Raw genomic sequence first — 25,106 nt, 5'->3', positions numbered from 1 at the left:
TGTGAGAGCCCGGCCATATCGTCCGCGAGGGTATTCCGTCGGCCCGACCTTTTCCGCATATCGATGACCGCTACTGCTACCCGTACCGCTTCACCCAGCTTGCTGCGCGATTTGTTCGAGCTTCTGGGCTCGATGCGTTTTGCCATCAGTCTCCTGGTTTTCATCTGTATTGCCAGTCTTGTCGGCACCGTGTTGCCGCAGAATCGGCCGGCCAATACTTATATCGATCAATTCGGACCCTTCTGGTACGAGGTGTTCGACAAGTTTTCCCTCTGGCATGTCTATAACAGCTGGTGGTTTCCGCTCACCATGGCGTTTCTGGTGTTATCCACCAGTATCTGTCTGATCCGTAACACGCCCAAGATGCTGCGTGATGCGGCCTCTTTTCGCGAGCATGTGCGTGAGAGCAGCCTGCGCGCCTTTCCCGAGCGGGTGCAACAGATCACCGAGGAAAGCCCGCAGGCGGCCTTGACACGCGTGCGCGCTCTGCTGCGCGGGCAGGGGTATGCCGTGCGAGAGCGCCAGGATGCGGGGGGCGTGCTGCTGGCCGCCAAAAAAGGCAGCAGCAATCGTTTAGGTTATGTTTGCGCGCATGCTGCGCTGATCATTATCTGTATCGGCGGGCTGCTCGACAGTGAGCTGCCGGTGCGTTTGCAGGTCATGTTCGGTGGCAAGCAGCCGATCATCGAGAACATGCTGATTGCACAAGTGCCGCCCAGCGGCCGGCTTTCGCCATCGAACCCGAGTTTCCGTGCCAATGTGCTCGTGCCTGAGGGGGCGGAGCGCAATACCGCGCTGGTCATGGTGGGCGACGGGGCGCTTGTGCAGCCTTTGCCGTTTACGATCAAGCTCAAGAAGTTCGACGTGGAGTATTACTCCACGGGCATGCCTAGCCGTTTTGCCAGCCATGTGGAGGTCACCGATCCCGAAACCGGCAAGACCTTTGAGCGCCTGATCGAGGTCAATGAGCCGCTGTGCTACAAAGGCGTGACGGTCTATCAAGCCAATCTGGCCGATGGCGGCAGCAAGGTCACCCTGACCGGCTATCCCTTGCGTGGTGCCGCCAATGACACGTTCACGGTGCATGGCACCGTGGATGAAGGTAATGATCTGAAGGCCAGTATTGCAGGGCACCAGACTGATAGCTATAAGCTCAACATAACGGCTTTGCGGCCCATCAATGTCGAGGATATCGGCAATGGCGATCCTCAGCCCACTCAGCAAAGCTTTATGGACCATGTCGCGTCCGTGACAGGCAGTGCGGCGGGCCGCAAGAATGAGCGCCTGCGTAATCTGGGGCCTGTTGTCGAATATCAATTGGTGGATGAGGCGGGTCAGTCACGCGATTTCCGGGTGTACATGGCCCCGGTCGAGCTCAATGGCCTGCCGGTCATTTTGGCCGGCGTACGCGACAACCCTTCACAGAACTACGCCTATCTGCGAATTCCCGCTGATGCCGACGGCACGCCAGGCGAATTCATGAAGCTGCGCGCGGCGCTGGCCGATCCGCAGGTGCGGGCGGAGGCGGTACGGCGTTTTGTGGAGCGTAATCTGCCGGCAGGCACCGACCGTCAGGCGCTGACCATTGCGGCCAGCCGGGGTTTGGATACGTTTGCTGCGGGTGGCTTGCGTGCGGTATCCGAGCTGTTGCAGACGGGGGCAGGCCAGGCCGATGCCGAGCGTGCGGCGGGCGTGGTGCTGCGTTTGCTCAACAGCACTTTGTACGATGTGCACGCCATCATGCGCGAGCGCGAGCACTTGCCGCCCCTGCCGGACAGTGGCCCGCAGGCTGAAGCTGCGGCGGCCTGGCAGCAGGCTGCAATGGGGGCGCTTTCAGATCTGTCCTTGTATCCGGCGCCGGTGTTGCTGACGTTGAGCGATTTCCAACAGATTCAGGCCAGCGGGTTTCAGGTTGCGCGTACGCCAGGCAAGAACGCGGTCTATCTGGGTTGCTTGTTGCTGATTCTGGGCATTTTCGCCATGTTCTATATTCGAGACCGGCGGATCTGGGTCTGGATCAAGCCCCATGGGTCCGGCAGCGAGATCCAGGCCGCCATGACGTCGCAGAAGCGCACCCTGGATTTCTTCCAGGAATTCGAACGTTTCCGGGCCATGCTGATTGGCCCCACCCGAGGTGAACGATGAACACCACCACTCGTGGTCAGATGTGGCAGGACGGCTTTTCGCAGACGGGCGACAGCCGCAAGGTGCGGGGCCGTCCCGATTGGACTGATATGGTTTTCTTCCTGCTGCTGGCAGCGGGGGCGGGCTATGCCCTGGTGCAGTTCAGCCAGTCCATGGATTACTACGAGCAAATCATTCTCTGTGGGACCGTGCCCGCACTGACCTGGTTGGGATGGCTGTGGCGTCCGTTGCGCCGTTTGATGATCGCCTGTGCGCTGGCGGCCGGGCTGGCCATCCTGCTCTATCAGCAGGATCTCGGACGCGCCGAGCAGGTTTTCTTCCTGAAGTATCTGTTTTCGTCGCAATCGGCCATTTTGTGGATGAGCGCGCTTTTTCTGCTCGCCACAGCCTGTTATTGGATTGGTATCGTGAGTCCAACGGCCGCCTGGCTGGGCACGGCGCTGACCTGGGGCGCCGTATTCGCCGGTTTGACCGGGCTCTTGGTCCGCTGGCGTGAAGGCCATCTGATGGGGCCTGATCTGGGCCATATTCCGGTCAGCAATCTCTACGAAGTGTTTGTGCTGTTCGCACTGATCACGGCGCTTTTCTATCTCTATTACGAGCGCAAGTACGCGACGCGCGCCTTGGGCGGTTTCGTGTTGCTGGTGATTTCCTCGGCTACCGTGTTTTTGCTCTGGTATGCCTTCACGCGTGACGCCGGCCAGATTCAACCCTTGGTCCCTGCGCTCAAAAGTTGGTGGATGAAGTTGCATGTGCCGGCTAATTTCATCGGCTATGGCACCTTCTCCTTAGCGGCGATGGTGGGCTTTGCCTATCTGGTCAAGCAACATGGGCAAACGGCTTCCTGGGCCCGTCTCGCACCGTTGTTCGTGCTTGGCGTGCTGCTGTGCATAGAGCCGATGGTCTTTCGCACCGACGGGCTGTCAGCGACCTGGATGATTTATGGCGGCGTGAGCGTGGTGGTGGTGGGGGCGATCTTGCTGGCGCGCCGGCCTATTGCGCAAGCCTTGCCCTCGCTGGAGGTGCTTGACGACATCATGTACCGTGCCATCGCCATCGGTTTTGCCTTCTTCACCGTGGCGACGGTGCTGGGCGCGTTGTGGGCGGCCGATGCCTGGGGAGCGTACTGGCAATGGGACCCGAAGGAAACCTGGGCACTCATTGTGTGGTTGAACTACGCGGCCTGGCTGCATATGCGCCTGATCAAGGGCCTGCGCGGCACGATGGCGGCTTATTGGGCGCTGATTGGCCTGTTGATTACTGGTTTTGCCTTTCTGGGCGTGAATATGTTTCTGTCTGGCCTGCACTCTTACGGCGAGCTATGACAACACGGCGCTGCCTTGATCTGGGCAGCGCCGTATTCACTCAGGGCAGCGTGGACTCGCCGCGCAGCAGGTCGTCCAAAGATTCGCGTTGACGCACGACATGATATTGCGCGCCGTCGACCATGACTTCGGCCGCGCGCGCACGGGTGTTGTAGTTGCCCGCCATGACCATGCCATAGGCGCCTGCGGATTCCAGCGCCAGCACATCATCCTGTTCGATCGCGAGCGCGCGTTCCTTGGCAAGCCAGTCGCCGCTTTCGCACACCGGGCCGACGACGTCATAGACGCGTGCTTCGCCCGCGCGCGGCACGACCGGGCGCACACCGTGATAAGCCTGGTAGAGCGTCGGGCGCAGCAGGTCATTCATGGCGGCATCGACTATCGCGAAATTACGGGCGTCGTTGTGTTTGAGGAATTGCACCGTGGTGAGCAGCAGACCCGCGTTGCCGACCAGTGAACGACCCGGTTCCAGCACCAGATGCAAATGGCCGTAGCCACGGGCTTGCAGACGATTGAATACCTCATCGAGCAGAGCCTTGGGCGAGGGCGGCACTTCGTCGGTATAACGGATGCCCAAGCCGCCGCCGAGGTCCAGATGTTCGATGCGGATGCCCGTTTCGGCCATGCGGTCGATGAGGTCGAGCAATTTGTCCAGCGCATCGAAATAGGGGCTGATGTCGGTCAGCTGGGAGCCGATATGGCAATCCACGCCGACGACCTGCAGGCCGGGCAGGCTGGCTGCCGTCTGGTAGGCTGCGAGCGCCTCTTCGATGGCGATGCCGAACTTGTTTTCTTTCAGGCCGGTAGAGATATAGGGATGAGTCTGGGCATCCACATCCGGGTTGACGCGCAGCGACACCCGGGCCACTTTACCCGTGGCCTGCGCGACCTTGGACAGGCGGTGCAGCTCTGCGGTGGATTCGACGTTGAAGCACTTGACCCCGGCTTCCAGAGCCTCGCGCATTTCCCACGCCTGCTTGCCCACGCCCGAGAACACGATCTTGGCAGGGTCGCCACCCACGGCCAGCACGCGTTTGAGTTCGCCGCCCGACACGATGTCAAAGCCTGCGCCCATGCGCGCGAATTCTTTCAAGACAGCCAGGTTGGAATTGGCCTTCATGCCGTAGCAGACCAGAACCGGCCGTTCGCCGATGGCCAGACGATAGCTGTCGTAGGCGGCGCGCAGGGCCGCGCGCGAGTACACATACAGAGGCGTGCCGAGTTTGGCCGCCAGGATATCCAGGGCGACGTCTTCAGCGTGAAGCACGCCATGCTTGTAATGGAAGTGCGGATGGCCAGCCAGTTGGGGCTGAGAGGAGGGCGCGGTCATGGCAGGCTGGGATTGGGAGGGATACGGAGCTGATTTTCGTTGTCGATTTTTTGCGCGTCAGGGTTTTTCGCGCCGGAGTTGCCGGGCGGCATGTACAGCGGTCCTTTGTAGCCGCAGGCCGCGACCAGACTGGCGGCTGCGAGCGTGGCTACAATGCGAAGAACCCTTTGGCTGAAGGCCTTGTGGGACACTGGTAACTCCGTAATCGTTGCAGGTTGGATTATGACCGAAACCGAATTTCTTGCGTTGGTCGAGCAGGTGCTCGACAGCGTTGAACGTATGGCCGATGACTGGGCCGCTGAACAGGATCTAGACATCGAGGCCAATCGTAGCGGCAATGTCCTCACCCTGGTTTTTGAGGATGGCACGCATGTTGTCATCAACAGCCAGGCCGCCATGCAGGAGCTGTGGCTGGCATCGCGCAGCGGTGGCTTTCATTACCGCTTCGACGGTCAGCGCTGGAACGATACCCGCGGCGGCCCGGGTTTTGTCGACGCCTTGTCGCAGGTGTGTTCGGCCGCCGCAGGCGTACCGCTGACGGTACGCCTGTGAGCTTCTGGACTTAGAACTGGATGTTCTGAGTCCAGGGCTGCTGTGAATTGCGTTTGGCGTCTGGCGAGACACGCGGTCCGTCCAGACCATTCAGGAAGTCGCCCAAGGCATCGTTGCCGCTTTGTGGCGGTGTTTGCAGGCCCAGGCTGGCAATCGCCTGCCCAGGCGGGAACTCCGAAAAGTAGTAGTCGCCATTTTCGGCCAGCAGGCCTTCCGGTTTCGGGCGCTGCTTGCCTTCGGGCACGCCTTTGAGCACGTCCTGCATGTAATCAAGCCAGATGGGCATCGCCACGCCACCGCCCGTTTCACGCGAGCCCAGCGACTTGGGCTGATCGAAACCCAGCCAGGCCGTGGCGACCAGGCTCGGCGTATAGCCGGAGAACCAGGCATCGACCGACTCATTCGTCGTGCCGGTCTTGCCGGCCAGATCATTGCGTTTGAGCGTGGCGCGTGCGCGCGCCGCCGTGCCGCTGGTGACCACGCCGCGCAACATGTCGTCCATGACCCAGGCCGTGCGCGGATCAATGGCGCGGGCGGCTTCGTCACCTGCCACCATCGGCCGCGCCTGCATCAGGACTTTGCCGTTGCTGTCCGTCACGCGATCGATCAGGAAGGGGGTGATGCGATAGCCGCCGTTGGCGAACACGGCGTAGGCGCCCGCGAGCTGCATCGGTGTGACCGATCCGGCGCCCAGCGCCAGTGGCAGCACCGCAGGCTGACGGGATTTATCGAAGCCGAAACGCGTCAGGTAGTCCTGCGCATACTGAGGGCCAATGGCTTGCAAAATGCGGATGGATACCATGTTCTTGGACTTGTACAGCCCTTGACGCATGGTAAGCATGGGTTCGTATTGATTGCCGTAGTTCTTGGGATTCCAGGCCTTTGAGCCGGTTTGCGCGGCGGTCAGTTCGAAGGGCTGGTCAGAGATCTGGGTGCCCGGCGTCAGGCCGCGCTCGAGCGAAGCGGCGTAGATGAAGGGCTTGATGTTCGAACCGGGCTGGCGCCAGGCTTGGGTCACACGGTTGAAGTTGCCGCGATAGAAATCAAAACCGCCCACCATGGCGCGGATGGCGCCGTCTTGCGGCGACAGCGCTACGAAGGCGGCTTGCACCGCCGGCATATTGATGACTTCCCAATTGCCGTCGCCAAGTTTGTGGAGATAGACCACCGAGCCGCGCTGCAGGCGCTGTTCGGGCTTGGCCTTGTCATTGAGCGCGCGCGCCACCACTCCCAGGGCTTTTTTGTCGTTGATGGTGATGATCTCGCGCGAACTGCGCGCCACCTTGATTTCGTTAGGCGAGGCCGAGAGCACCAGCCCCGTGAGCAGATCTCCGCTATCGGCGTATTTGTCGAATACCCCGTCCAGAAAGTCGTCCAGCGCCTGCGGGCTATTCTCGATCCCTGCGGGCATGTCGAGCTGGTCTTCGGGGCCTGGGTAAGGCGCGCGCCGAGTGTATTCCAGCACGCCGTCGCGCACGGCGCGATAGGCCGCTTCCTGGTCTTTGGAGAGCACCGTGGTGTAGACGTTGATGCCACGCGAATACAGATCGTCTTGGTAGACCCCGTAGAGCAATTGGCGGGCCAGTTCGGCGACATACTCTCCGTGAACGGCATAACCGCCTGCGGGCGTGCCCTCGGCCGATTTCAAGACGAGGTTCTGCGCCATGGCGGCCTTGTATTCGGGCTCGGTGAGGTAGCCCAGGGAATACATACGGCCCAGCACATAGCGCTGGCGCAGTTCGGCGCGGGGGCGGTTAGAAAGCGGATTGAAGCGCGACGGGGCCTTTGGAATACCCGCCAGCATGGCGGCCTCAGCCGGTGTGACCTGCGACAACGGTTTGCCGAAGTAGGTTCGCGCGGCGGCGGCAAACCCGTAGGCGCGATGACCCAGGTAAATCTGGTTCATGTAGAGCTCAAGGATCTGATCCTTGGTGAGCTCCGATTCGATCTTGAAGGTGAGCAGCAGTTCGTAGAATTTGCGCGAATAGGTCTTCTCGGATGACAGGTAGAAGTTGCGCGCCACCTGCATGGTGATGGTGCTGGCCCCCTGCGTCTTGGACATCTTGACGAGGTTGGTCAGGCCGGCGCGCGCCACGCCTATCCAGTCAATACCGCCATGCTGATAGAAACGGTCATCCTCAGCCGCCAGCACCGCCGATTTCATGACATCGGGAATTTCGTTGAAACGCAGCACGTTGCGGCGTTCTTCGCCGAATTCGCCGATCAACACCTTGTCGGCGGTGTAGACGCGCAGGGGCACACGCGGCCGATAATCGGTCATGGCGTGCAGATCGGGCAGATTGGGCCAGGCCAAGGCCAGCGCCATGCCGGCCAGTACCAGGCCGCACAAGGCCAGGCCGCCCAAAAGAATGCTGGTTTTGACCAGAAATCGCAAAAACATGGAGCCGCCAGGGGCGGGCTGATCCTGCTTGGAAGAATTCGGACGCTTACTCATCGCGGCGATTTTACGGTGATCTGCTGTGAGCCTTCGGCGGTCTGAGCCGAGGCGATGTAACAAAATAATTCTTTGTGGTAAGCGGGCAACTTGCAGCAGTGGGATAATGCCGCCATGACTCTTTCCGTTAACTTATGCTCCGGCGCCGAAGCGCTGCCGACCGAACAAGAAGCGGCCTCGTTGGCCGTCGAATGCATTGAGCCTTTGGCGCAGCTGCCTCATGATCTGCCGATCTTTCTGGTTGGCATGATGGGGGCGGGCAAGACGACGATCGGACGCGGCCTGGCGCGGGCGCTGGGACGCGAATTTATCGATCTGGATCATGAACTGGAGGCGCGCTGCGGTGTACGTGTGCCCGTCATTTTTGAGATCGAAGGTGAGGCCGGCTTTCGCAAACGGGAATCCACCGCTTTGCAAGAGTGTACTCAACGCCGCGGGATAATTCTCGCCACCGGCGGTGGCGCGGTGCTGGCCGAAGAGAACCGCCGCTTACTGCGCGAGCGTGGCATTGTCCTGTATTTGCGTGCCAGCGTCGATGAATTGTTCCGTCGTACGAGTCGTGACCGAAACCGGCCCCTGCTCGCTACCGCCGATCCGCGGGGAACACTGAATGATCTGATGATCAAACGCGAACCGCTCTACAAAGAAGTGGCCGATCTGGTGATCGAAACCGGCGCCATGCCGATCACGACCCTTATCAAGGCCATTCTGCCCAAGTTACAAGCCTACGAGAAAAAGCTATGAATGTCGTTGAGGTTGACACCCCGGGCGGACGCTACCCCATCCGCATCGCGCCCGGGCGCTTGGATCGTCTGGACGAAAGTATTCCGGCTGATGCCACGGCGATCGCCATTGTCACCAACCCCACGGTCGGCGCGCTGTACGCCGAACGGGCTGAGGCGGCGCTGGCGCGCACCGGCCTCAAGGTGTTGCGCATCGAGTTGCCTGATGGCGAAGTCTACAAAGACTGGCAGACCCTGAATCTGATTTTCGACGCCTTGCTCGAGCATCGTCTGGATCGCCGTGCAGTGCTGGTGGCTTTGGGCGGCGGCGTGGTCGGTGACATGACGGGTTTTGCTGCTGCGGTGTATATGCGCGGTATTCGTTTTGTGCAGGTGCCGACCACTTTGTTGGCGCAGGTTGATTCGTCGGTGGGCGGCAAAACCGCCGTGAATCATCCCTTGGGCAAGAACATGATCGGCGCTTTCTACCAGCCGGTGGCGGTCGAGATCGACACCGACGTGCTGGCTACGCTGCCAGCCCGGGAGGTCTCTGCCGGTCTGGCCGAAGTGATTAAGTATGGCCTGATCCTCGATGCGGCGTTCTGGGAATGGTGCGAGTCCCATGTCGGCGAATTGCGGGCCTTGCAACCCGAGGCACTGACCTACGCCATTCGCCGGTCCTGCGAACTCAAGGCGCAGGTCGTGGGCAAGGACGAACGCGAATCGGGTTTGCGCGCCATCCTCAACCTGGGCCACACCTTTGGTCATGCCATCGAATCCGGTCTGGGCTATGGCGAATGGCTGCATGGCGAGGCCGTGGGCTGTGGTCTGGTGCAAGCCGCCGAATTGTCGGCCGAGACCGATGGGTTTGCGCGCGCCGATGTCGTTCGTGTACGCCAATTGGTCGCGGCCATCGGCTGTCCCGTCGTGGCGCCCGATCTGGGGTTCGAACGCTGGATTTCTCTCATGATGGTTGACAAGAAATCTGAAGCAGGTGAAATACGGTTTGTCTTGATGCCGCATATCGGACGGGCCGGTATGCGCACAGCGCCGCAGGAGGCCATCCGCGCGGCGCTCGATAGAACGGTTCAGGCCAGTTAAGGCAAAGGGCGGGACGGCGGTGCAAATGCGGGGATTGGCTTCTTATGCGTGCGACCCGGCCCAAACGCGTGGCAGACAATATATCGAGCCTGCTGCGGGGAACCGCAGTGAGTTCCAGCGCGACCGGGACCGCATTATCCATTGCAGCGCCTTTCGCCGTCTGGAATACAAGACTCAGGTTTTCGTCAACCATGAAGGCGATCTGTTTCGCACCCGGCTCACGCATAGCCTTGAGGTCGCGCAGATCGCCCGTACGCTGGCGCGCAGCCTGCGGCTGTCTGAAGACCTGACAGAAGCCATTTCCTTGGCTCACGATCTCGGGCACACGCCTTTTGGTCACGCGGGGCAGGATGAGCTCAATGCCTGCATGCGCGAGCTTGCGCCACAGGCGGGGGGTTTCGAACACAACCTGCAAAGTCTGCGAGTGGTTGATGAGCTCGAAGAGCGCTATGCCGATTTCAATGGCTTGAATCTTTGCTTCGAAACGCGCGAAGGCATACTCAAACATTGCTCGGTGGCGCATGCGCGCCAGCTTGGCGATGTCGGGGCGCGCTTTCTCAGCCGAACCCAGCCTTCGCTAGAGGCTCAGGTGGCCAATCTGGCCGACGAAATTGCCTATAACAATCACGACATCGACGACGGTCTGCGGTCCGGCCTGCTGACCCTGGAGCAAATGGGCGAGGTGGCTTTTTTCGCTCGTCATTATCACGAGGTTCGTGCCCGCTATCCGGACTTGGCGCCGCGCAGGGCCACCGCAGAAACCGTGCGGCGCATGATCAACACCCTCATCATGGATCTGACGGCGACGTCGCAGGCGCGCATCCAGGATGTCGCGCCTGCCAGCGTTGATGACGTTCGCCAGGCATCGCCGCTGGCCGCTTTTTCCGACCCGGTGCGACGTGAAGCCGAGGCCCTGAAGAAATTTCTCTTCGACAACCTGTATCGCCATTACAAGGTGATGCGCATGACGACCAAGGCGCGGCGCATTGTGCGCGAGCTGTTCGAGGCGTTTTTGGGTGATCCGCGCTTGTTGCCGCCGGATTACCGTCGCGACGATGATCGTGAGCAGGCGCGGGCAATCTCGGACTACATCGCCGGAATGACTGACCGTTACGCGATCAGCGAGCATCGGCGGCTGTTTGAGATGGGCTGAGGGGTTTTGTAGGGGCTTTTCCCCCTAAGGGGGGATGCGTCCGAGTCGGCAAAGCCTTTATATTTGTCTTGCACATTTGCCGTGCTTTCCCGCTTACTGCAATGCGATCCGGGGCAACCGTCGCATTAGAGTTAGCGGGTCTTTTATTTGGCCGGCATGGGATTTTCCAGCGCGCTGACCAGCAGCATCAGGCTTGCCTGACGAGGCGTACCGGTTTTTTGCAGCAAGGCCTTGCTTTGGCTGCGTACGGTTTCCAGCGCAATGCCCAAGTGCCGTGCCGCCTGCGGCAGCGTAGACCCGGTCATCAGCACTTCAAGCAGCCGGTACTCGGCCGTGCTCAGGCCGAACAGCGATTTCAACATGCTTTTTGCCGGCGGCGTGGCATTCAAATGGGTATGAACCAGCACGAGCGCCAGACCTTCACCATGGGTGCTGCGGTAGGCGGGCGGGGCGGGTAAGGCCACGATATGGCTGCCGTCGGCCAGCCGCAGGCCCTCGGCCATGGCGGGACCGATACCGCCCGTGGCGACGGCCAGCACCCGCGCCCATTGCGCGCTGCGTCCAAGTTCGGCGCCATGGCGCGCGTACCAAGACTCGCCGGCCAGATTGGCCAGCAGCAGGCGGCCGGAAGAACCGATGAAGAGCAGGGGGGTGCCAAAGGTATCCAGCACGGCCGAACCCAGGCAGGCGCGGCGTTCCAGCTCGCGCAGGCGCAGACGCAGCTGCAGCGACTTCTGTAGATGCGGGGTCAGCCGCTGTAGCTTCTGTTCGTGTTCGGTGTCGAAAAGCCCGCGATCGGGGCTACGCTGAAAGGCGATAGTCCATTCCATATCGGGCTCACGCAGCGCCTGTGTCAGCATCAGGGAGCCGATATCGTGGCGGTACAGAAAATCGTTGTAGAAGGGCGAGTGGCGGATGGTGCTGGCGTCAATGGCGCGGTGATCCAGCATGCTTGCGCCGGTCTGAACGGCGCGGGCCGCCTGCATGACGTTATCGACGCTGTGATAATACTTTTCGTACTCATCGACCGTGTCGGATTCCAGTCCCGCGTTGTCGACCACCATGATGGCATCCGTGGAGACGCTGCGCGCGAGCACGGCGCAGCGGTCTGTATCTACGGCTTGCGCAGCCAGGTTGAGCGCCTTGTGCCATTGCTCCGTGTCGGCGATGCCTGCGTAGAGCGCACTGGCAATGTGTAATTCCTGATCGGCGTCCATGAGGCGACATGCATGTTGGGCATCGGAATGCCGGCAGGCGCCTGGTGCGGCCCCATTTCAGCTAACCATACTCGATTTCTGCACCAGCTGTAACCGGGTTTACACAGGGGGAAACACCGGCCTGGCCTCAGCGGTGGCTGCGGTAGGGCTCGTCTTGCGCGACGAATGTCGCTTCGGCCAAGGCATCGCGGGTCCACTCGCGCATGGCGGGCAGGGCCTGGATGGCGTCCATATAGTTGCGCACTGGGCCGTTGGCCGCCACGCCATAGGTGGTGAAGCGGGAGACGACCGGCGCAAAAAAAGCATCTGCAATACTGAAGCGGCCAAACAAAAAAGGGCCTCCGTCACCGAACTCGGCGCGTGTGTTCTGCCAGAGGGTTTGAACGCAGGCGATTTCCGGTTTGGCCGCTTCGATGTCGATGTTGGGCAAATGGGCTTCGATATTCATCGGCAACAGCGTGCGCAGCGTGGTAAAGCCGCTGTGCATCTGCGAGGCCAGTGACCGGGCCCGGGCCCGGGCGCGGCTGCACGCTGGCCAGAGGTGGCGATCGGGATGCTGCTCGGCGGCGTACTCGCAAATGGCCAGAGAGTCCCAGATGACCAGATCGCCATCCCGCAGCACGGGCACTAGCCCGGCCGGTGTCAGACTGCCCAGGTGCTGGGAGAAGCTATCGGTAAACAGCGCCAGCTTTTGCTCTTGAAAAGCGATCCCCGCCACGCGAAGCGCCAGCCAGGCCCGTAACGACCAGGAGGAGTAATTTTTGTTGCCTATCCACAGCGTATACATGGTGTCAGCCTGTGCGAGCAGGGTCAGGGGTTTCGATGGCGTGCCAGCACCTGTGCGAGATAGTGGCCGGTATGGCTTTCGGGAGAGGCTGCGACGGCCTCCGGCGTGCCCTGCGCGATGACACGTCCGCCGCCATCCCCCCCCTCGGGACCCATGTCGATCAGCCAATCGGCTGTTTTGATGACGTCCAGATTATGTTCGATGATCAGCACCGTGTTGCCGCTCTCGACCAGCTGATTCAACACGGCGAGCAGCAGTTCGATATCACGGAAGTGCAGCCCGGTTGTCGGCTCATCGAGGATATAAAGCGTGCGGCCGGTGCTGCGGCGAGACAGTTCCAGCGAGAGTTTGACGCGTTGCGCCTCTCCGCCCGACAGCGTGGTGGCGGATTGCCCCAGCCGGATATACGACAGGCCCACATCGATCAGCGTCTGCAGCTTGCGCGCGATGGCCGGCACGGCCTCGAAATAGGTCAGGGCCTGCTCCACGGTCAGGTCTAGGACCTCGCTGATATTGCGGCCGCGGTAGCGGATTTCGAGGGTTTCACGGTTGTAGCGCTTGCCGTGGCAGACGTCGCAGGGCACGTACATGTCGGGCAGAAAGTGCATTTCCACCTTGACCACGCCATCACCCTGGCAGGCCTCGCAACGGCCGCCCTTGACGTTAAAACTGAAGCGGCCCGGATCATAGCCCCGTGTACGGGCCTCGGGCACACCGGCGAACAGCTCCCGAATCGGCGTGAACAGGCCGGTATAGGTGGCGGGATTGCTGCGCGGGGTGCGGCCGATGGGGCTTTGATCCACGCTGATGATTTTGTCGAAATGCTCCAGGCCGCTCAGGCTTTCATAGGGGGCGGCGTCGCCTTGCGCATGGTTGAGCTGTCGTGCGAGCGCGACGGCCAAGGTGTCATTGACGAGCGTGGATTTGCCTGAGCCGGACACCCCGGTCACGCAAACCAGGCGGCCCGCCGGTATGCGCAGATCGACAGACCGCAGATTGTTGCCGGTGGCGCCCTTGAGTTCGAGCCAGGGTTGTTCGAGGCTGACCGGCCGGCGTTCCGGAATGGCGATGGCGCGCCTGCCGCTGAGATATTGGCCAGTCAGTGAGGCGGGGTCGGCCTGCACGGCTGCTGGCGTGCCTTGCGCCACCACCTGGCCCCCGTGTTCGCCTGCGCCCGGCCCCATATCGACCACCCAGTCGGCCAGACGGATCATGTCCTCATCGTGTTCGACCACGATGACGCTGTTGCCCAGGTCGCGCAGGTGCTGCAAGGTGGCGATCAGGCGGTCGTTGTCGCGCTGATGCAGCCCGATGGAGGGTTCGTCCAGCACATACATTACGCCAGTCAGGCCGGAGCCGATCTGGCTGGCTAGCCGGATACGCTGCGCCTCACCGCCGGAAATCGTGTCGGCGCTGCGATCCAGGGAAAGATAGGTCAGGCCCACATTGTTGAGAAAGCTCAGGCGGGCTTCGATTTCACGCACGATGCGTTGCGCGATCTCTTGTTTGGCGCCCGTCAGGCTCAGGGCCTGAAACCAGGCCAGGCAGGCCGACAGCGGCATGGCTTCGACCTCATAGATCGCCCGCCCTTGCTCCTGGCCGCGGCCGGGCTCATCTCCAATCAAGACATGCCGGGCTTCGGCGCGCAGACGTGAGCCGTTGCAATCCGGGCAGGTCTTGATATTGCGGTATTTGCTGAGTTCTTCGCGTACGGTGGCCGAGTCGGTCTCACGCCAGCGCCGCTCCAGATTGGGAATCACGCCTTCGAAGGGGTGGCGCTTGACGTTGCTGCGGCCTTTCTCATTGAGATAGAAGAAAGAAATATCTTCCTCGCCGGAGCCATATAGCACCTTGTCGCGTATCTCCTGAGAGAGCGCTTCGAAGGGCGTGTCGATATCAAATTCGTAATGAGTCGCCAGACTGGTCAGCAGCGAATGCGTGAAGGCGTTGCGCTTATCCCAGCCGCGGATGGCGCCCGCTGCCAAACTGAGTTCAGGAAAGGCGACGACACGCTTGGGATCGAAAAAGCCGACCTGGCCAATGCCATCACAACTGGGGCAGGCGCCCATCGGGTTGTTGAAGCTGAACAGACGCGGCTCGAGTTCGGGCAGGCTATGGCTGCATACCGGACAGGCATAACGGCTGGAGAACACCTGTTCCCGGCCGCTGTCCAGATCCAGCGCCAGGGCGCGGCCTTCGGCTAGTTGCAAGGCCGTTTCGAAGCTCTCGGCCAGGCGTTGCTTGCTTTCGGGACGGGCGCGCAAACGGTCGATCACCACGTCGATGTCGTGCTTCTCGGTCTTTTTCAGGGGCGCCATCTGGTCAATCTCGACCAGTTTTCCGTCCACGCGCAGGCGAACATAACCCTGGGCCTGGAGGCTGGCGCACTCGTCTTCGAAGCCGCCTTTGCGCGCCCGCGCGATAGGCGCGAGCACGGCCAGGCGCGTGTCGGCTGGCCAGCCCAGCACGGCATCCACCATCTGGCTGACGCTTTGCGCCTGCAAAGGCAAGCCATGCTCGGGGCAATAGGGTGTGCCCACCCGCGCGAACAACAGGCGCAGATAGTCGTGAATCTCGGTAATCGTCCCAACCGTTGAGCGAGGATTATGCCCGGCCGCTTTTTGCTCGATCGAAATCGCTGGAGACAGCCCTTCGATGAGATCGACGTCGGGCTTGTCCATCAATTGCAGGAACTGTCGCGCGTAGGCCGAGAGGCTTTCGACATAACGCCGCTGGCCTTCAGCGTAGAGCGTATCGAAAGCCAGCGACGACTTGCCCGAGCCGGACAGGCCCGTAATCACGACCAGTCTGTGGCGGGGCAAATTCAGCGAGACATTCTTGAGATTGTGGGTACGGGCACCGCGTATGCGTATTTCGTCCATCCTCTCGTCCATCCTCGCGTTCCTCCGCAAAATCGGAGGGTTTAAGCAGTTTCAAAGGTCAACTTGGTACTATAGCGCGCCGAGTCATTCCCAGTGATGGCCCCCTGCCGTTAGATGGCCGGGCGCCTCATCTTTTCCAAAATATTCTTCCGTGCCTGCCGGACGCATCACGAAACACACATGGCCCAGAAGCTCAAACTGACATCGCCGGAGCGCCGCGCCAGCATTGCGCTGGCCGGGCTGTTCGCCTGCCGGATGCTGGGTCTGTTCCTCCTCTTGCCGGTCTTTGCCGTGGCAGCCCAGGGCCTGCCGGGCGGAGACGATCCTACGCGTGTCGGTCTGGCGCTGGGCATGTATGGCCTGACCCAGGCCGTCATGCAGATCCCTTTCGGGCTGGCTTCGGATCGTTGGGGGCGCCGCCCTGTGGTCATTCTGGGGCTGCTGCTCTTTATCGCCGGCAGCATCGTCTGCGCCCAGGCCGATGATGTGTTCTGGATCACCATCGGACGCGCCATCCAGGGCGCCGGTGCGATTTCCGCTGCCGTAACGGCCTGGCTGGCCGATGCAACCCGCGATGAGGTGCGCACGCGCACCATGGCTATGGTTGGCGCATCGATAGGCCTGTCTTTCGCGCTATCGCTGGTGCTGGCGCCCGTGCTGGTGGGCTGGTGGGGGCTGCACGGGCTGTTCTGGACCATTGCCTGTCTGGGGCTGGCCAGTCTGGCTGTGGCCCGCTGGGTGGTGCCCGTCGTGCCGCGCACCGGGGCGCGCAGCATGCAGCCCGCACGCGCCGGCGAAGTGCTAAAGCATGTCGAACTGCTACGGCTGAACTTCGGCGTTTTCGTGCTGCATCTGACGCAGGTTGCGCTGTTCGTTGTGCTGCCGGCCATGCTGGCGCGCCTGGGCGGCCTGGATATCCGCGCACTCTGGCATGTTTACCTGCCGGTCATCCTGGTGTCTTTCGTGTGCATGGTGCCGGTGATCTTTCTGGCGGAAAAACGCCGCGCGCATCGCGCCGCGCTGCGCGCGGCCGTGGCCGGTCTGGTGCTAGTCTGCGGCCTGTTGCCGCTGGCTTCGCAGTCCTTTTTCCCCCTGACGCTCGCCTTGACTGGTTTTTTCGTGGCTTTCAACATTCTGGAGGCCTTGCAGCCTTCGCTGGTGTCGCGGGTGGCGCCTCAGGAATACAAAGGTCTGGCCCTGGGTTTTTACAACACCGCTCAGGCGGCAGGGCTGTTTACCGGCGGGGCATTGGGTGGCTGGCTGGCCTCGCGTGGCGGCCCGGATGGCGTGTTTCTGGCCGCTGCCGCGCTATGCCTGGTCTGGCTGGTCCTGACCCGTGGCATGAAACCTTTGCGCTAAGCTTGGCTTTCGCGGTCTGCGACAGCGCGCTGGAACGATTTCCTCACAGCCGCGCATGGCGCAGGCCGCCGTTATCGTCGATAATGCAGGTTACTCCAGGCTTTAACTAGACTTCATCAAGTCATTGTCGGCGCCGGTCCTCTCTGCGGCCGGCGTATTTGTTAAGGTCTTAATTTTTAACGGATTTACGTTGCGTGCTGCCGGGCGCCGCCTTTCGGGGCGGGCTGGCAGGCCACAACAATAGGGGCATCGTCATGGCATCTGTCAACAAAGTCATTCTCGTCGGCAACCTGGGGCGTGATCCCGAAGTTCGCTATAGCCCGGACGGCGCCGCCATCTGCAATCTCTCGCTGGCCACCACCTCTCAATGGAAGGATAAGGCCAGCGGCGAGCGCCGCGAAGAAACCGAGTGGCACCGTGTCGTCATGTACAACCGCCTGGCTGAAATCGCGGGCGAGTACCTGAAAAAAGGCCGTTCGGTCTACATCGAAGGCCGCTTGAAAACCCGCAAGTGGCAAGATAAAGACACGGGCGCTGACCGCTACAGCACTGAAATCGTCGCCGACCAGATGCAAATGCTGGGTGGCCGTGACGGCGGTGAAGGGGGCGGCTTTGGTGGCGGCGGCTACGACGAAGCGCCGCGCCAGCAACGCGCACCCGCGCAACGCCCGGCCCCGCAGCAGCAACGTCCTGCCGCGCCGATGGGTGGCGGTGCGGCCAATCTGGCCGACATGGACGACGATATTCCGTTCTGAAACGGCTTCACGCTCGGTCTGTAAACCTCGGCAGGCCCCCGCTTTCCGAGGTTTTTTATTTGCGAGGCGCTGTGATCTGGCCAGACAGCGCTGCAGGGCACAACGATTTGCCGTCGCTTTTGGCTTGCTGCGGATGCTTGTCATAAAGCGATTCAGCACAGCTTTTAATCAGGTTTCGCGCCGGTTGCGCAGGGGCATCGGCAGCGTTCAATCAAGGAAGGTCTGATGGCCGCAGGGCTCTTGAAGTCCATCGTCACGCTGGCTGGCGTTACTGCGGCTTCGCAGGCGATGGCGATATTGCTGTCGCCGGTTCTGTCTCGTTTGTATACGCCTGCGCAATTTGGCGCCTACGGCGCCATCATTGCTGCCGGGACCTTGTTGAGCATTGTTGCAAGCTTGCGTTTCGAGATGGCTATCGTGATGCCGGAGGATGAACTTGCGGCGCAGAGTATCGCCACGGATACCGCCTATCTGAGTTCATTGCTTTGTTTGGTGCTGGCACTGCTTTGGTGGGCCACTGATGGTCTGGCCGCCTGGGTGCCGGGCGATCCCTTCCCCCTGTGGGTCGGCTATTGCGCAATCCTCTTTGCCTGGCTGACCAATTTTCTGCAAATCGGCAATTTGTATGCAAGCCGGCAACGGCGCTACGGCCGGCTGGCCGTAAGCAATGTCGTGCAGCAGGCCGGAACGGCGCTGTGCTCGATCCTGCTCGGTATGGTGACCCTGCCGCTCAATGGCCTGGTATGGGCGCGTATGGTGACGCAGGCCTTGGCTGCCGGCTTGTTTATTCTCAGCCCCCGGGCCATTGTTGCTTCGATCCGGCGGGTGGGCGCCTTGCCCTGGTCTGTCCGGGCGGCAACGTTGTGGCGTTATCGCGGTTTCGCTTTCTATACGACGCCGGCGACCTTGCTGATCGCGCTTTCACGCGAGTTCTTGATTTTGATCTTCACAGGCTTTGGCCTGCCTGCGGCTGCGGGCGCGTATGCCTTAACCCGTATGGCGCTCCTGGCCTCGCCACAGTTTCTTTCGGCCGCGATAGGGCAGGTTTTTTATCGTGAAGCGATTGCCCGTAAAGAAGATGTGCAGTTTCAGCAACTAACGATTTATTTCTTTCAGGCGCTGGCTACGCTTATCTGCCCATTTCTCGTTCTGCTGATGCTTTGGGGGCCGACACTGTTCGGCTTTGTGTTTGGCGTGCAATGGCGGGAGGCCGGCCTGTACGCGGCCTGGATGGCGCCCTCGGCCCTATTCGCCATTCTGAATAGCTGGTCCGGGCGGATGTTCGAAGCCTGCGGTCAACAAAGACTGGCGTTCAAGATTCAGGTGGCGTTCGACGTGCTGTCCATGCTGGTGGTTATCATCGCCCTGTTTCAGGGAGCCGATGCCGTACTGGTCGTGGCCTTGTATGCGACGTTTCAGCTATTTTATCAACTCACCTTGACTGACGCCATTTTGCGTCTAGTCCGGCCCGATAGAGGGGCTTTCGCAGGCGTGCTGCTGCGCATCCTGGGTCTGGCGGGTTTGATGCTGCCGGTGCATTTTTTGGCCGACAAGCTGACCGCGTTTTCATTGTTGATGCGTCTGGGCCTGGATTTCGGTTTGGCGCTTGTGTTGACGTCTGTGCTGTTGCCGTCGCTTTATCGTCAAGCGCGCCACTTGCTCGACAGCCGTCAGCGTTTTACGACAGGAAGTTAAGTTGCCCATTTTTTCAACGATTTGTTGGTTTGCGGCCTTGGCCATCGCTTATGGCATCGCGCTGACACCTTGGTGGTCCTGTGCCTTGCCGCGTTCGCTACCGCAACGCGGCTTTGTGTTGAGCACGGCGGTCCTGACCACGATTTGCTATCTTTGTGGTCTGGTGTCGGTGGCGGGGCTGGCGCTGTTTCCGCATCGTTCGGATCTGTTCTATCTGGGCTTGCAATTCGCCGTTGCCCTGCTCATATTTTGGGCGGCAAGGCGTTTGCCCGGGGCTGCGCGGGTGGGGCCCACATGGTTTGTGCAGCATGGGCCCTGGCGCCGGCTGGATATCCTGCTTGCCGCTTTGGTGTTTACGGTGGCCCTGGTCCTGGTCGCGATGGCCGTCCTGCTGCCCTTGAGCAGTAATGATCCGCTGGAATACGCCCTGGTGGGCCGCGAGATGTATAGCCTTCGCGCCTTGGCCGACTATCCTTTGCTCAACACGGACACCCCGTCTGGAATGTACGCGCCCTGGACGCATCCGCCGCTGTACATTGGTTTGATTTTCCTGGCCAATGTCATCAGTGGGGGTGCCGAACTGCCGGGCTTGATGCGGCTTGTCGCGCCTATGTTGACGGTGATGAGCACGGCTTTGATCTATTGGCTGGGCTGTGCGGGCGGGCGCCGTGTCGGTCTATTGTCCGCCCTGATTTTTATCACCACCCCCTTTATTTTCGCTCAGGCCATGTACGGCGCGATCGACGCCTTGGTCATCAGCGCCTTGTTGCTGGGTATGGCGGCGGTGTTCGCCTGCCAGCCTGAAACGCTGCGAGGCAGGCTCACCATTGGTGTGGTGATGGGGCTGGGGCTATGGAGCCATTCGCAGGCCATCCTGTTTCCATTCTTATTGGGCGGCAGTTTTCTGGTGGTCTGCGGCGGTTTGAATAAACGCATGCTGACAACCGCGCTTGTGGTGGTCTTGGTGGGCGGGGCCATCGGTTGTTGGCCCTATCTGCGCAATGTCTTGATATTTGGCAGCCCTATTTCCGATAACAACCTGGTTTTCGCCTTGTCCTCCCTGGACTGGCAAGGCTACTTCCGCTTGAGCAGAGGTTACGCCTTGATGGCGGATCGCCTGCAATATGGTTTGTTCAAAGGTTGGTTCACGCTGCATCTCTATGGGCTGACCTGGTGGTGGATGCTGCTCGGATTGATTTTCCTTCCCCGGCGCGGATCGCCTTCTCCCGCTTGGCGGCAGATCACCCATCTTTGCGTTGCCATTATTGCGATTTATCTGGCCGGCATGGGCTTGAGCCTGTTTGCCGGAACGGATCTGATGATCCGCAATGATCGCTATATGTTGGTGCTTATGCCCTATGTCTCGCTGTTGGCGGGCTGGGGCGTTTTTCGCCTGGCGGGTAATCGCCAGGTAACGGCGGAGGCAGCATGACGCGCCGTATTTCCCCCAAGGGTTGCTGGAATGGCCTGATCATGGTTTGTCTGATCGCGGCAGTGATGCTTCCCCTTGCCTGGTTTGTGAAAAACTCGACATTTATTTACTTCAGTGCCGTGCAAAGAAATCAGGGGAGTGCCCCCGTTTTGGTGCCAAGCACGATATGCCGCTTTGGCTTGGTGGATTACCTATCCCACTTGCCCCCTGGGGAGACCGTGCTTGCTTTGCGGCCCTCCGATATGTATTACGCCAAACAGCGCATGATCAGCTATCTGGACCCCCGGCTGATCCCCTTCTATGAGGCAGACAGCAAGCAGGAGGGTTTGCGTATCCTGCGCGCTCTGGGTATCCGTTACGTTCAGGGCATCGCCTATTCGCTTCCCGTGGACTATCACTCGGTGCTGAAGGATATTCTTGCAGACCCCGAGATGGCGAGCGTGGTCATTTCAACCGGCCGCGAAATGCTTTATGAACTCGCGCCGGCCGCGCCCATGCAGTTTGGGCCGCCTGAGCAGGTGGGGCCGACTGTGCAGACATGGAGTGAAGGGTTTGCTTTATCTCTTGCCCCAGGCGTCGTGGTGATGCGGGATGAGCATGAGATGGCCGCAGATTTTTCGCCCAGCGGCCCGGTATATCCGGTGTTTGTGCGGGCGCAGGAGTTTTTTCAGCACAATGATGGGTTCATCAAGATTGATCCCGACTATGAATATCTGATCACCTTCAAGGTAGAGGGAACGGGTTTCGGTAGTTTGATGGCGGTCGAGTACAAAGAGGGCCGTCCCCCTGGCGATGATCCTGATCGGCGTGTCCGTTTGAAAGTCACGCTGGCGCAGACTCATGCCGACAATGACAGCCAGACGGTCACGGTGCGCTTGACGCCATTCGCCGGTGTCAACGAAATCGAGCTTGGCTTGCTGCAGCTCGGTGGCTCCCGCTTGCGGGTGCTCGAGGTCTCGATGCGAAAAGCCTTGCGGAAAATGCCGTTGCCGCCGATGCACATCGATGTGGCCAAGGCCTGTTGAGGATTGACCATGCTTGTTCGTATTAAACAGCTGGTGGGGCGAGTCGCGTCTGGCAAGCTTTCCCTGGATATCGCCTGGAACCTGGGCAGCTTTGCGATTCTTGCCCTCAGCGGCGTGATCATCAATTTCATCATTGCGGCGGTCTGGGGGCCGCAGGCGCTGGGTGTCTTTAACCTGGTTTTCGCTGTCTATATCGTGCTGTCCCAGGTCTTCACGCTGGGCGTGCATTATTCCGTGCTACGTCATAGTGCGCACTATGCCCAGCAGGGCAGGGAATTGGCGCAAATGACCGGTTCTGCCGTGGTGTTGGGGATTGTTGCGGGTGCGTTGGCCGCCGCCGTGGCCTATGCGGGCGCGCCATTGGCGCAGAAACTGTTTTCCAGCGCCCGTGTGGCGGAAGGGCTGCAATGGGCGGCGGGAGGCCTGTTGCTCTTCCCATTGAACAAAATCCTGCTGGGGATGGCGAATGGCCTGCGCCTGATGCGCTTCTTTGCCGTCGCTCAGGCCGCACGCTATCTGGCGATATTGGCCTGGGTCGGCATCGTGGCCGCCGCCGGTATGGACCCGCAGCGCATGGCGGCGGCGTTTGCTATCGCGGAGTTGTTTGTTCTGCTGCTTTGTTTTGCCTATTTGCCTGGCCGCCTGCCGTTCGGGCGGCCTAGCGCGCAGTGGTACCGCCTGCATCTGAGCTTTGGTATTCGCGGTATGCCGGCGGGGATGTTCGTCGAACTCAATTCGCGCGTCGATGTGCTGGTGCTGGGTTTGTTCATGTCCGAGACCGAGGTCGGGATCTATAGTTTCGCGGCCATGTTGGTGGATGGCTATTACGCCATTCTTACCGTCATTCGCAACAATTTGAACCCGCTGCTGGTGCATTGCCTGCGTGACAATGATCAGACCGGCTTGCAAGGCCTGATACGTGGCACTCGGCGCCTTGTCTATCCGGTCATGTTGTTGCTTGGCTTGGTATTGCTCGCCGGTCTGGCTATTCTCGTGCATGGCTTTCTGCCCGAGAGAGGGTTGAGCCAAAGCGTTCCCGTTCTTGCCCTGCTGTTGAGCGGTATATGGCTATGCTCGGCTTTTATCCCGTTGGATAACTTGTTGATGCAATCTGGCCAGCCCGGTTGGCAGACGGTGCAGCACGGTACGCTGGTCATCTCGAATCTGGCCTTCAATCTTTTGTTGATACCGGTATTGGGCCTTTACGGCGCTGCGCTGGGTACCACCCTGGCCTATGTCGCCGGAACGGCAATGCTGTTTTTTCTGGCGCGCAATCGGCTGGGTATCGATATTTTGCGCAGCCGCTTTATCGACCGACCCCTTTCATGAGGCGGGTATTCGCGGCCGGCATAACGCTGGCGCTGCTCAGCGTGCTGGCTGCTGGCGTGTTGTTGGGGTGGTCTGATCGAGAGGACGCCGGCCATCGCCTGGGGCCACTGGATCAGGCCTCGGCTGCAATCGTTTTCTATACGCCAGACGAGGCGGTTCGCGCCACTTATGTGCGCAGAGCCCATGATCTGTATCGGGCGGGGCAGGTGGGCATGATCGTCTGTGTCGGCGGGGCTCGTCCGGGACGGAATTATTTTGGTTCGGCGGTCATGGCCGATGAGCTGGAGCGCAGCGGTGTTCCCGCTGGGGCCTTGCATTGTGGCGATCGCGTGTCCGACGACTCGAGATCCAATATTCAAGCCGCCTGGGCGGTGCTGAATGCGCGGGACTTTCAGGATGCGGTGCTCGTTGCCGACCGGCTCCACGGATTTCGGCTGCGATATTTGGCGCACATGCTGACTGGACAATCGCCTCGCTGGGCGGCGGCTCCTGACTATCTGTCATGGGAGCAGGCGCTGCTTCGCGCTTACTGGGAGCTTCTGGCCTGGGCGGTGGATGTCATGCCGCAACCGCTGCGCCGCTGGGCCATTTCTTCAAGCCGTGGTTGATATATTCGCCAAATCGGCAAGAAAAGGCTGAATCTGAGTTAAAAATCCTACACAATACGCATCTTGATCGCGTTGGCATCGACGCGATTTCTTGCGCCTGTAGCAAGCAACGCCGTGATCCATGGCAATTGTCACCAAGCATAACTAGGTACGGCTTCGTCGCTTAGGTTCGACGCTTTTACCTACTCGATTGTGTATGTGAGTCGTGCCTGCCCAGACAAATAATAGCAATACGCAAATCAATTCATATGTATCGAAATAACAGAATCTCTGTAGTGGTGCCAGCATACAACGAAGAAACGCAGATCAGCAGAGTGATTCTCACGATGCCTGATTTTGTGGATGACATTGTCATTGTCGATGATTGCAGCCCGGACAAGACCTGTGAAGTTATCGAGAGCTATCAACGGGAGCATCCCCGGGTCGTGCTGCTCAGGCACAAAAAGAACCAGGGCGTGGGTGGCGCTATTGCCACGGGTTATGAGTGGGCTCGTGATAACGGTACAGATATTGCCGTCGTGATGGCGGGAGACGGCCAAATGAACCCTGCGGACCTGCCTGGCCTGCTGGACCCGGTTGTCGAGGGGGTGGCCGATTACACCAAGGGCAATCGCCTGGTAAGCGGCGATGCCTTCAGGAAAATTCCCAAGATCCGGTATTTCGGCAATGCCGCGCTTTCTTTGTTGACGAAGATCGCTTCGGGATACTGGAAGGTCGCCGATTCGCAGACGGGTTATACGGCAATCAATCGGGCTGCGTTGACGGCGATTGACTGGCAGACGATGTATAAGCGTTACGGTCAACCCAACGATCTGTTGGTGAAGTTGAACGTTTTCGGTTTTCGCGTCAAGGATGTGCCGGTCGAGCCGGTATACAACATAGGCGAAAAATCAGGTATTCGCGTTCGAAAGGTGATTTTCACCATCGGATGGCTGATCGTGAAATTGTTCTTCTGGCGAATGAAGCAGAAGTACATCATTCGTGACTTTCACCCCTTGGTCATATTCTATGCGGCGGGTTTTCTGCTTGCCGGTTTGTCCGTGCTGATGTTTGTACGGCTGCTTGTGCTCTGGGGAACGCATGGGACAGTGCCAGAAATAACGCTGCTCTTCTGGTTCTTTCTTACCAGCATGGGCTTTCAGTCCACCGTATTCGCCATGTGGCTGGACTATGAAGATAACAAGAAATTAAATACTTGATTTTTAGGGGCGAGTGGCACCGTCGTGGGTATTCA

Annotated in this window: 20 protein-coding genes; 14 read left to right on the top strand and 6 right to left on the bottom strand. The window is 60.2% G+C overall.

Annotation, left to right across the window (positions count from 1 at the left end):
- Nucleotides 1-63: 63 nt before the first annotated feature.
- Complete coding sequence (locus U0029_RS16805) at nt 64-2,145, top strand: cytochrome c biogenesis protein ResB (RefSeq protein ID WP_114851572.1); 2,082 nt, start codon at nt 64-66, stop codon at nt 2,143-2,145.
- The gene (ccsB, locus tag U0029_RS16800; RefSeq protein WP_012415772.1) at nt 2,142-3,470 is read left to right on the top strand and encodes a c-type cytochrome biogenesis protein CcsB; all 1,329 of its coding nucleotides are present in this window, start codon (nt 2,142-2,144) and stop codon (nt 3,468-3,470) included. The genes U0029_RS16805 and ccsB overlap by 4 nt, the downstream gene beginning before the upstream one ends.
- A 40-nt stretch (nt 3,471-3,510) precedes the next feature.
- Here ccsB and lysA read toward each other — a convergent pair whose 3' ends face one another.
- Together lysA and lptM are read right to left on the bottom strand one after the other, a co-directional pair.
- A complete protein-coding gene (lysA, locus tag U0029_RS16795; protein ID WP_012415773.1) occupies nt 3,511-4,800 on the bottom strand; it encodes a diaminopimelate decarboxylase in 1,290 nt (429 codons plus the stop codon).
- Complete coding sequence (gene lptM / locus U0029_RS16790) at nt 4,797-4,991, bottom strand: LPS translocon maturation chaperone LptM (protein ID WP_039051810.1); 195 nt, start codon at nt 4,989-4,991, stop codon at nt 4,797-4,799. The genes lysA and lptM overlap by 4 nt, the downstream gene beginning before the upstream one ends.
- A gap of 31 nt (nt 4,992-5,022) precedes the next feature.
- On the opposite strand from lptM, the gene cyaY reads away from it, so the two are divergent.
- Nucleotides 5,023-5,352 (top strand): iron donor protein CyaY, encoded by a 330-nt coding sequence (gene cyaY / locus U0029_RS16785; protein WP_012415774.1) that lies wholly within the window; start codon nt 5,023-5,025, stop codon nt 5,350-5,352.
- Between the two features lie 10 nt (nt 5,353-5,362).
- Here the strand turns inward: cyaY and U0029_RS16780 are convergent, their stop codons facing one another.
- A complete protein-coding gene (locus tag U0029_RS16780) occupies nt 5,363-7,807 on the bottom strand; it encodes a penicillin-binding protein 1A (protein WP_012415775.1) in 2,445 nt (814 codons plus the stop codon).
- Between the two features lie 114 nt (nt 7,808-7,921).
- On the opposite strand from U0029_RS16780, the gene U0029_RS16775 reads away from it, so the two are divergent.
- Genes U0029_RS16775 through U0029_RS16765 form a run of 3 tightly spaced genes read left to right on the top strand, consistent with a single transcriptional unit; the run spans nt 7,922 to nt 10,783 of the window.
- Entirely contained in the window at nt 7,922-8,551 is a 630-nt protein-coding gene (locus U0029_RS16775; RefSeq protein ID WP_012415776.1) for a shikimate kinase, read from the top strand.
- On the top strand, nt 8,548-9,630 hold the full coding sequence (aroB, locus tag U0029_RS16770; protein ID WP_012415777.1) for a 3-dehydroquinate synthase: 1,083 nt from the start codon (nt 8,548-8,550) through the stop codon (nt 9,628-9,630). Before U0029_RS16775 ends, aroB begins: the two co-directional genes overlap by 4 nt.
- Before the next feature lie 25 nt (nt 9,631-9,655).
- Nucleotides 9,656-10,783: a deoxyguanosinetriphosphate triphosphohydrolase gene (locus tag U0029_RS16765; protein WP_039051811.1), complete on the top strand. Its 1,128-nt coding sequence runs from the start codon at nt 9,656-9,658 to the stop codon at nt 10,781-10,783.
- 143 nt (nt 10,784-10,926) lie between these two features.
- Here the strand turns inward: U0029_RS16765 and U0029_RS16760 are convergent, their stop codons facing one another.
- From U0029_RS16760 to uvrA, 3 genes are all read right to left on the bottom strand, one after another.
- Nucleotides 10,927-12,000 carry a helix-turn-helix transcriptional regulator gene (locus U0029_RS16760; RefSeq protein WP_012415779.1) on the bottom strand — a complete coding sequence of 358 codons (1,074 nt, stop codon included), beginning with the start codon at nt 11,998-12,000 and terminating at the stop codon, nt 10,927-10,929.
- 127 nt (nt 12,001-12,127) lie between these two features.
- A complete protein-coding gene (locus tag U0029_RS16755) occupies nt 12,128-12,787 on the bottom strand; it encodes a glutathione S-transferase family protein (RefSeq protein ID WP_114851573.1) in 660 nt (219 codons plus the stop codon).
- Between the two features lie 23 nt (nt 12,788-12,810).
- A complete protein-coding gene (uvrA, locus tag U0029_RS16750; RefSeq protein WP_114851574.1) occupies nt 12,811-15,669 on the bottom strand; it encodes an excinuclease ABC subunit UvrA in 2,859 nt (952 codons plus the stop codon).
- A gap of 180 nt (nt 15,670-15,849) precedes the next feature.
- On the opposite strand from uvrA, the gene U0029_RS16745 reads away from it, so the two are divergent.
- The 8 genes from U0029_RS16745 (at nt 15,850) to U0029_RS16710 (ending at nt 25,071) form a co-directional block, all read left to right on the top strand.
- Entirely contained in the window at nt 15,850-17,028 is a 1,179-nt protein-coding gene (locus U0029_RS16745; protein ID WP_114851750.1) for an MFS transporter, read from the top strand.
- Nucleotides 17,029-17,282: 254 nt separating this feature from the next.
- Nucleotides 17,283-17,783 carry a single-stranded DNA-binding protein gene (gene ssb, locus U0029_RS16740; protein WP_012415783.1) on the top strand — a complete coding sequence of 167 codons (501 nt, stop codon included), beginning with the start codon at nt 17,283-17,285 and terminating at the stop codon, nt 17,781-17,783.
- A gap of 225 nt (nt 17,784-18,008) precedes the next feature.
- On the top strand, nt 18,009-19,478 hold the full coding sequence (locus U0029_RS16735; protein ID WP_012415784.1) for a lipopolysaccharide biosynthesis protein: 1,470 nt from the start codon (nt 18,009-18,011) through the stop codon (nt 19,476-19,478).
- 37 nt (nt 19,479-19,515) lie between these two features.
- The gene (locus tag U0029_RS16730) at nt 19,516-20,910 is read left to right on the top strand and encodes an ArnT family glycosyltransferase (protein WP_127811888.1); all 1,395 of its coding nucleotides are present in this window, start codon (nt 19,516-19,518) and stop codon (nt 20,908-20,910) included.
- Entirely contained in the window at nt 20,907-21,935 is a 1,029-nt protein-coding gene (locus U0029_RS16725) for a hypothetical protein (protein ID WP_012415786.1), read from the top strand. The genes U0029_RS16730 and U0029_RS16725 overlap by 4 nt, the downstream gene beginning before the upstream one ends.
- Before the next feature lie 9 nt (nt 21,936-21,944).
- Nucleotides 21,945-23,264: an oligosaccharide flippase family protein gene (locus U0029_RS16720; protein ID WP_114851575.1), complete on the top strand. Its 1,320-nt coding sequence runs from the start codon at nt 21,945-21,947 to the stop codon at nt 23,262-23,264.
- The gene (locus U0029_RS16715) at nt 23,261-23,872 is read left to right on the top strand and encodes a YdcF family protein (protein WP_012415789.1); all 612 of its coding nucleotides are present in this window, start codon (nt 23,261-23,263) and stop codon (nt 23,870-23,872) included. The genes U0029_RS16720 and U0029_RS16715 overlap by 4 nt, the downstream gene beginning before the upstream one ends.
- A 248-nt stretch (nt 23,873-24,120) precedes the next feature.
- Nucleotides 24,121-25,071 carry a glycosyltransferase family 2 protein gene (locus U0029_RS16710; RefSeq protein WP_012415790.1) on the top strand — a complete coding sequence of 317 codons (951 nt, stop codon included), beginning with the start codon at nt 24,121-24,123 and terminating at the stop codon, nt 25,069-25,071.
- The last annotated feature ends 35 nt before the right edge of the window (nt 25,072-25,106 follow it).

It is taken from the genome of Bordetella avium (assembly GCF_034424645.1).
Classification (GTDB): Bacteria; Pseudomonadota; Gammaproteobacteria; order Burkholderiales; family Burkholderiaceae_B; genus Bordetella; species Bordetella avium.
The sequence above is the reverse complement of the archived record's forward strand: the minus strand, read 5'-3'. Positions and strand labels throughout refer to the sequence as shown.

Excerpts from the sequence above, each read along its gene's own strand:
- U0029_RS16805 (WP_114851572.1), top strand. The coding sequence starts at position 64 with ATGACCGCTACTGCTACCCGTACCGCTTCACCCAGCTTGCTGCGCGAT.
- ccsB (WP_012415772.1), top strand. The coding sequence starts at position 2,142 with ATGAACACCACCACTCGTGGTCAGATGTGGCAGGACGGCTTTTCGCAG.
- lysA (WP_012415773.1), bottom strand. The coding sequence starts at position 4,800 with ATGACCGCGCCCTCCTCTCAGCCCCAACTGGCTGGCCATCCGCACTTC.
- cyaY (WP_012415774.1), top strand. The coding sequence starts at position 5,023 with ATGACCGAAACCGAATTTCTTGCGTTGGTCGAGCAGGTGCTCGACAGC.
- U0029_RS16780 (WP_012415775.1), bottom strand. The coding sequence starts at position 7,807 with ATGAGTAAGCGTCCGAATTCTTCCAAGCAGGATCAGCCCGCCCCTGGC.
- U0029_RS16775 (WP_012415776.1), top strand. The coding sequence starts at position 7,922 with ATGACTCTTTCCGTTAACTTATGCTCCGGCGCCGAAGCGCTGCCGACC.
- aroB (WP_012415777.1), top strand. The coding sequence starts at position 8,548 with ATGAATGTCGTTGAGGTTGACACCCCGGGCGGACGCTACCCCATCCGC.
- U0029_RS16765 (WP_039051811.1), top strand. The coding sequence starts at position 9,656 with ATGCGGGGATTGGCTTCTTATGCGTGCGACCCGGCCCAAACGCGTGGC.
- U0029_RS16760 (WP_012415779.1), bottom strand. The coding sequence starts at position 12,000 with ATGGACGCCGATCAGGAATTACACATTGCCAGTGCGCTCTACGCAGGC.
- U0029_RS16755 (WP_114851573.1), bottom strand. The coding sequence starts at position 12,787 with ATGTATACGCTGTGGATAGGCAACAAAAATTACTCCTCCTGGTCGTTA.
- uvrA (WP_114851574.1), bottom strand. The coding sequence starts at position 15,669 with ATGGACGAAATACGCATACGCGGTGCCCGTACCCACAATCTCAAGAAT.
- U0029_RS16745 (WP_114851750.1), top strand. The coding sequence starts at position 15,850 with ATGGCCCAGAAGCTCAAACTGACATCGCCGGAGCGCCGCGCCAGCATT.
- ssb (WP_012415783.1), top strand. The coding sequence starts at position 17,283 with ATGGCATCTGTCAACAAAGTCATTCTCGTCGGCAACCTGGGGCGTGAT.
- U0029_RS16735 (WP_012415784.1), top strand. The coding sequence starts at position 18,009 with ATGGCCGCAGGGCTCTTGAAGTCCATCGTCACGCTGGCTGGCGTTACT.
- U0029_RS16725 (WP_012415786.1), top strand. The coding sequence starts at position 20,907 with ATGACGCGCCGTATTTCCCCCAAGGGTTGCTGGAATGGCCTGATCATG.
- U0029_RS16720 (WP_114851575.1), top strand. The coding sequence starts at position 21,945 with ATGCTTGTTCGTATTAAACAGCTGGTGGGGCGAGTCGCGTCTGGCAAG.
- U0029_RS16715 (WP_012415789.1), top strand. The coding sequence starts at position 23,261 with ATGAGGCGGGTATTCGCGGCCGGCATAACGCTGGCGCTGCTCAGCGTG.
- U0029_RS16710 (WP_012415790.1), top strand. The coding sequence starts at position 24,121 with ATGTATCGAAATAACAGAATCTCTGTAGTGGTGCCAGCATACAACGAA.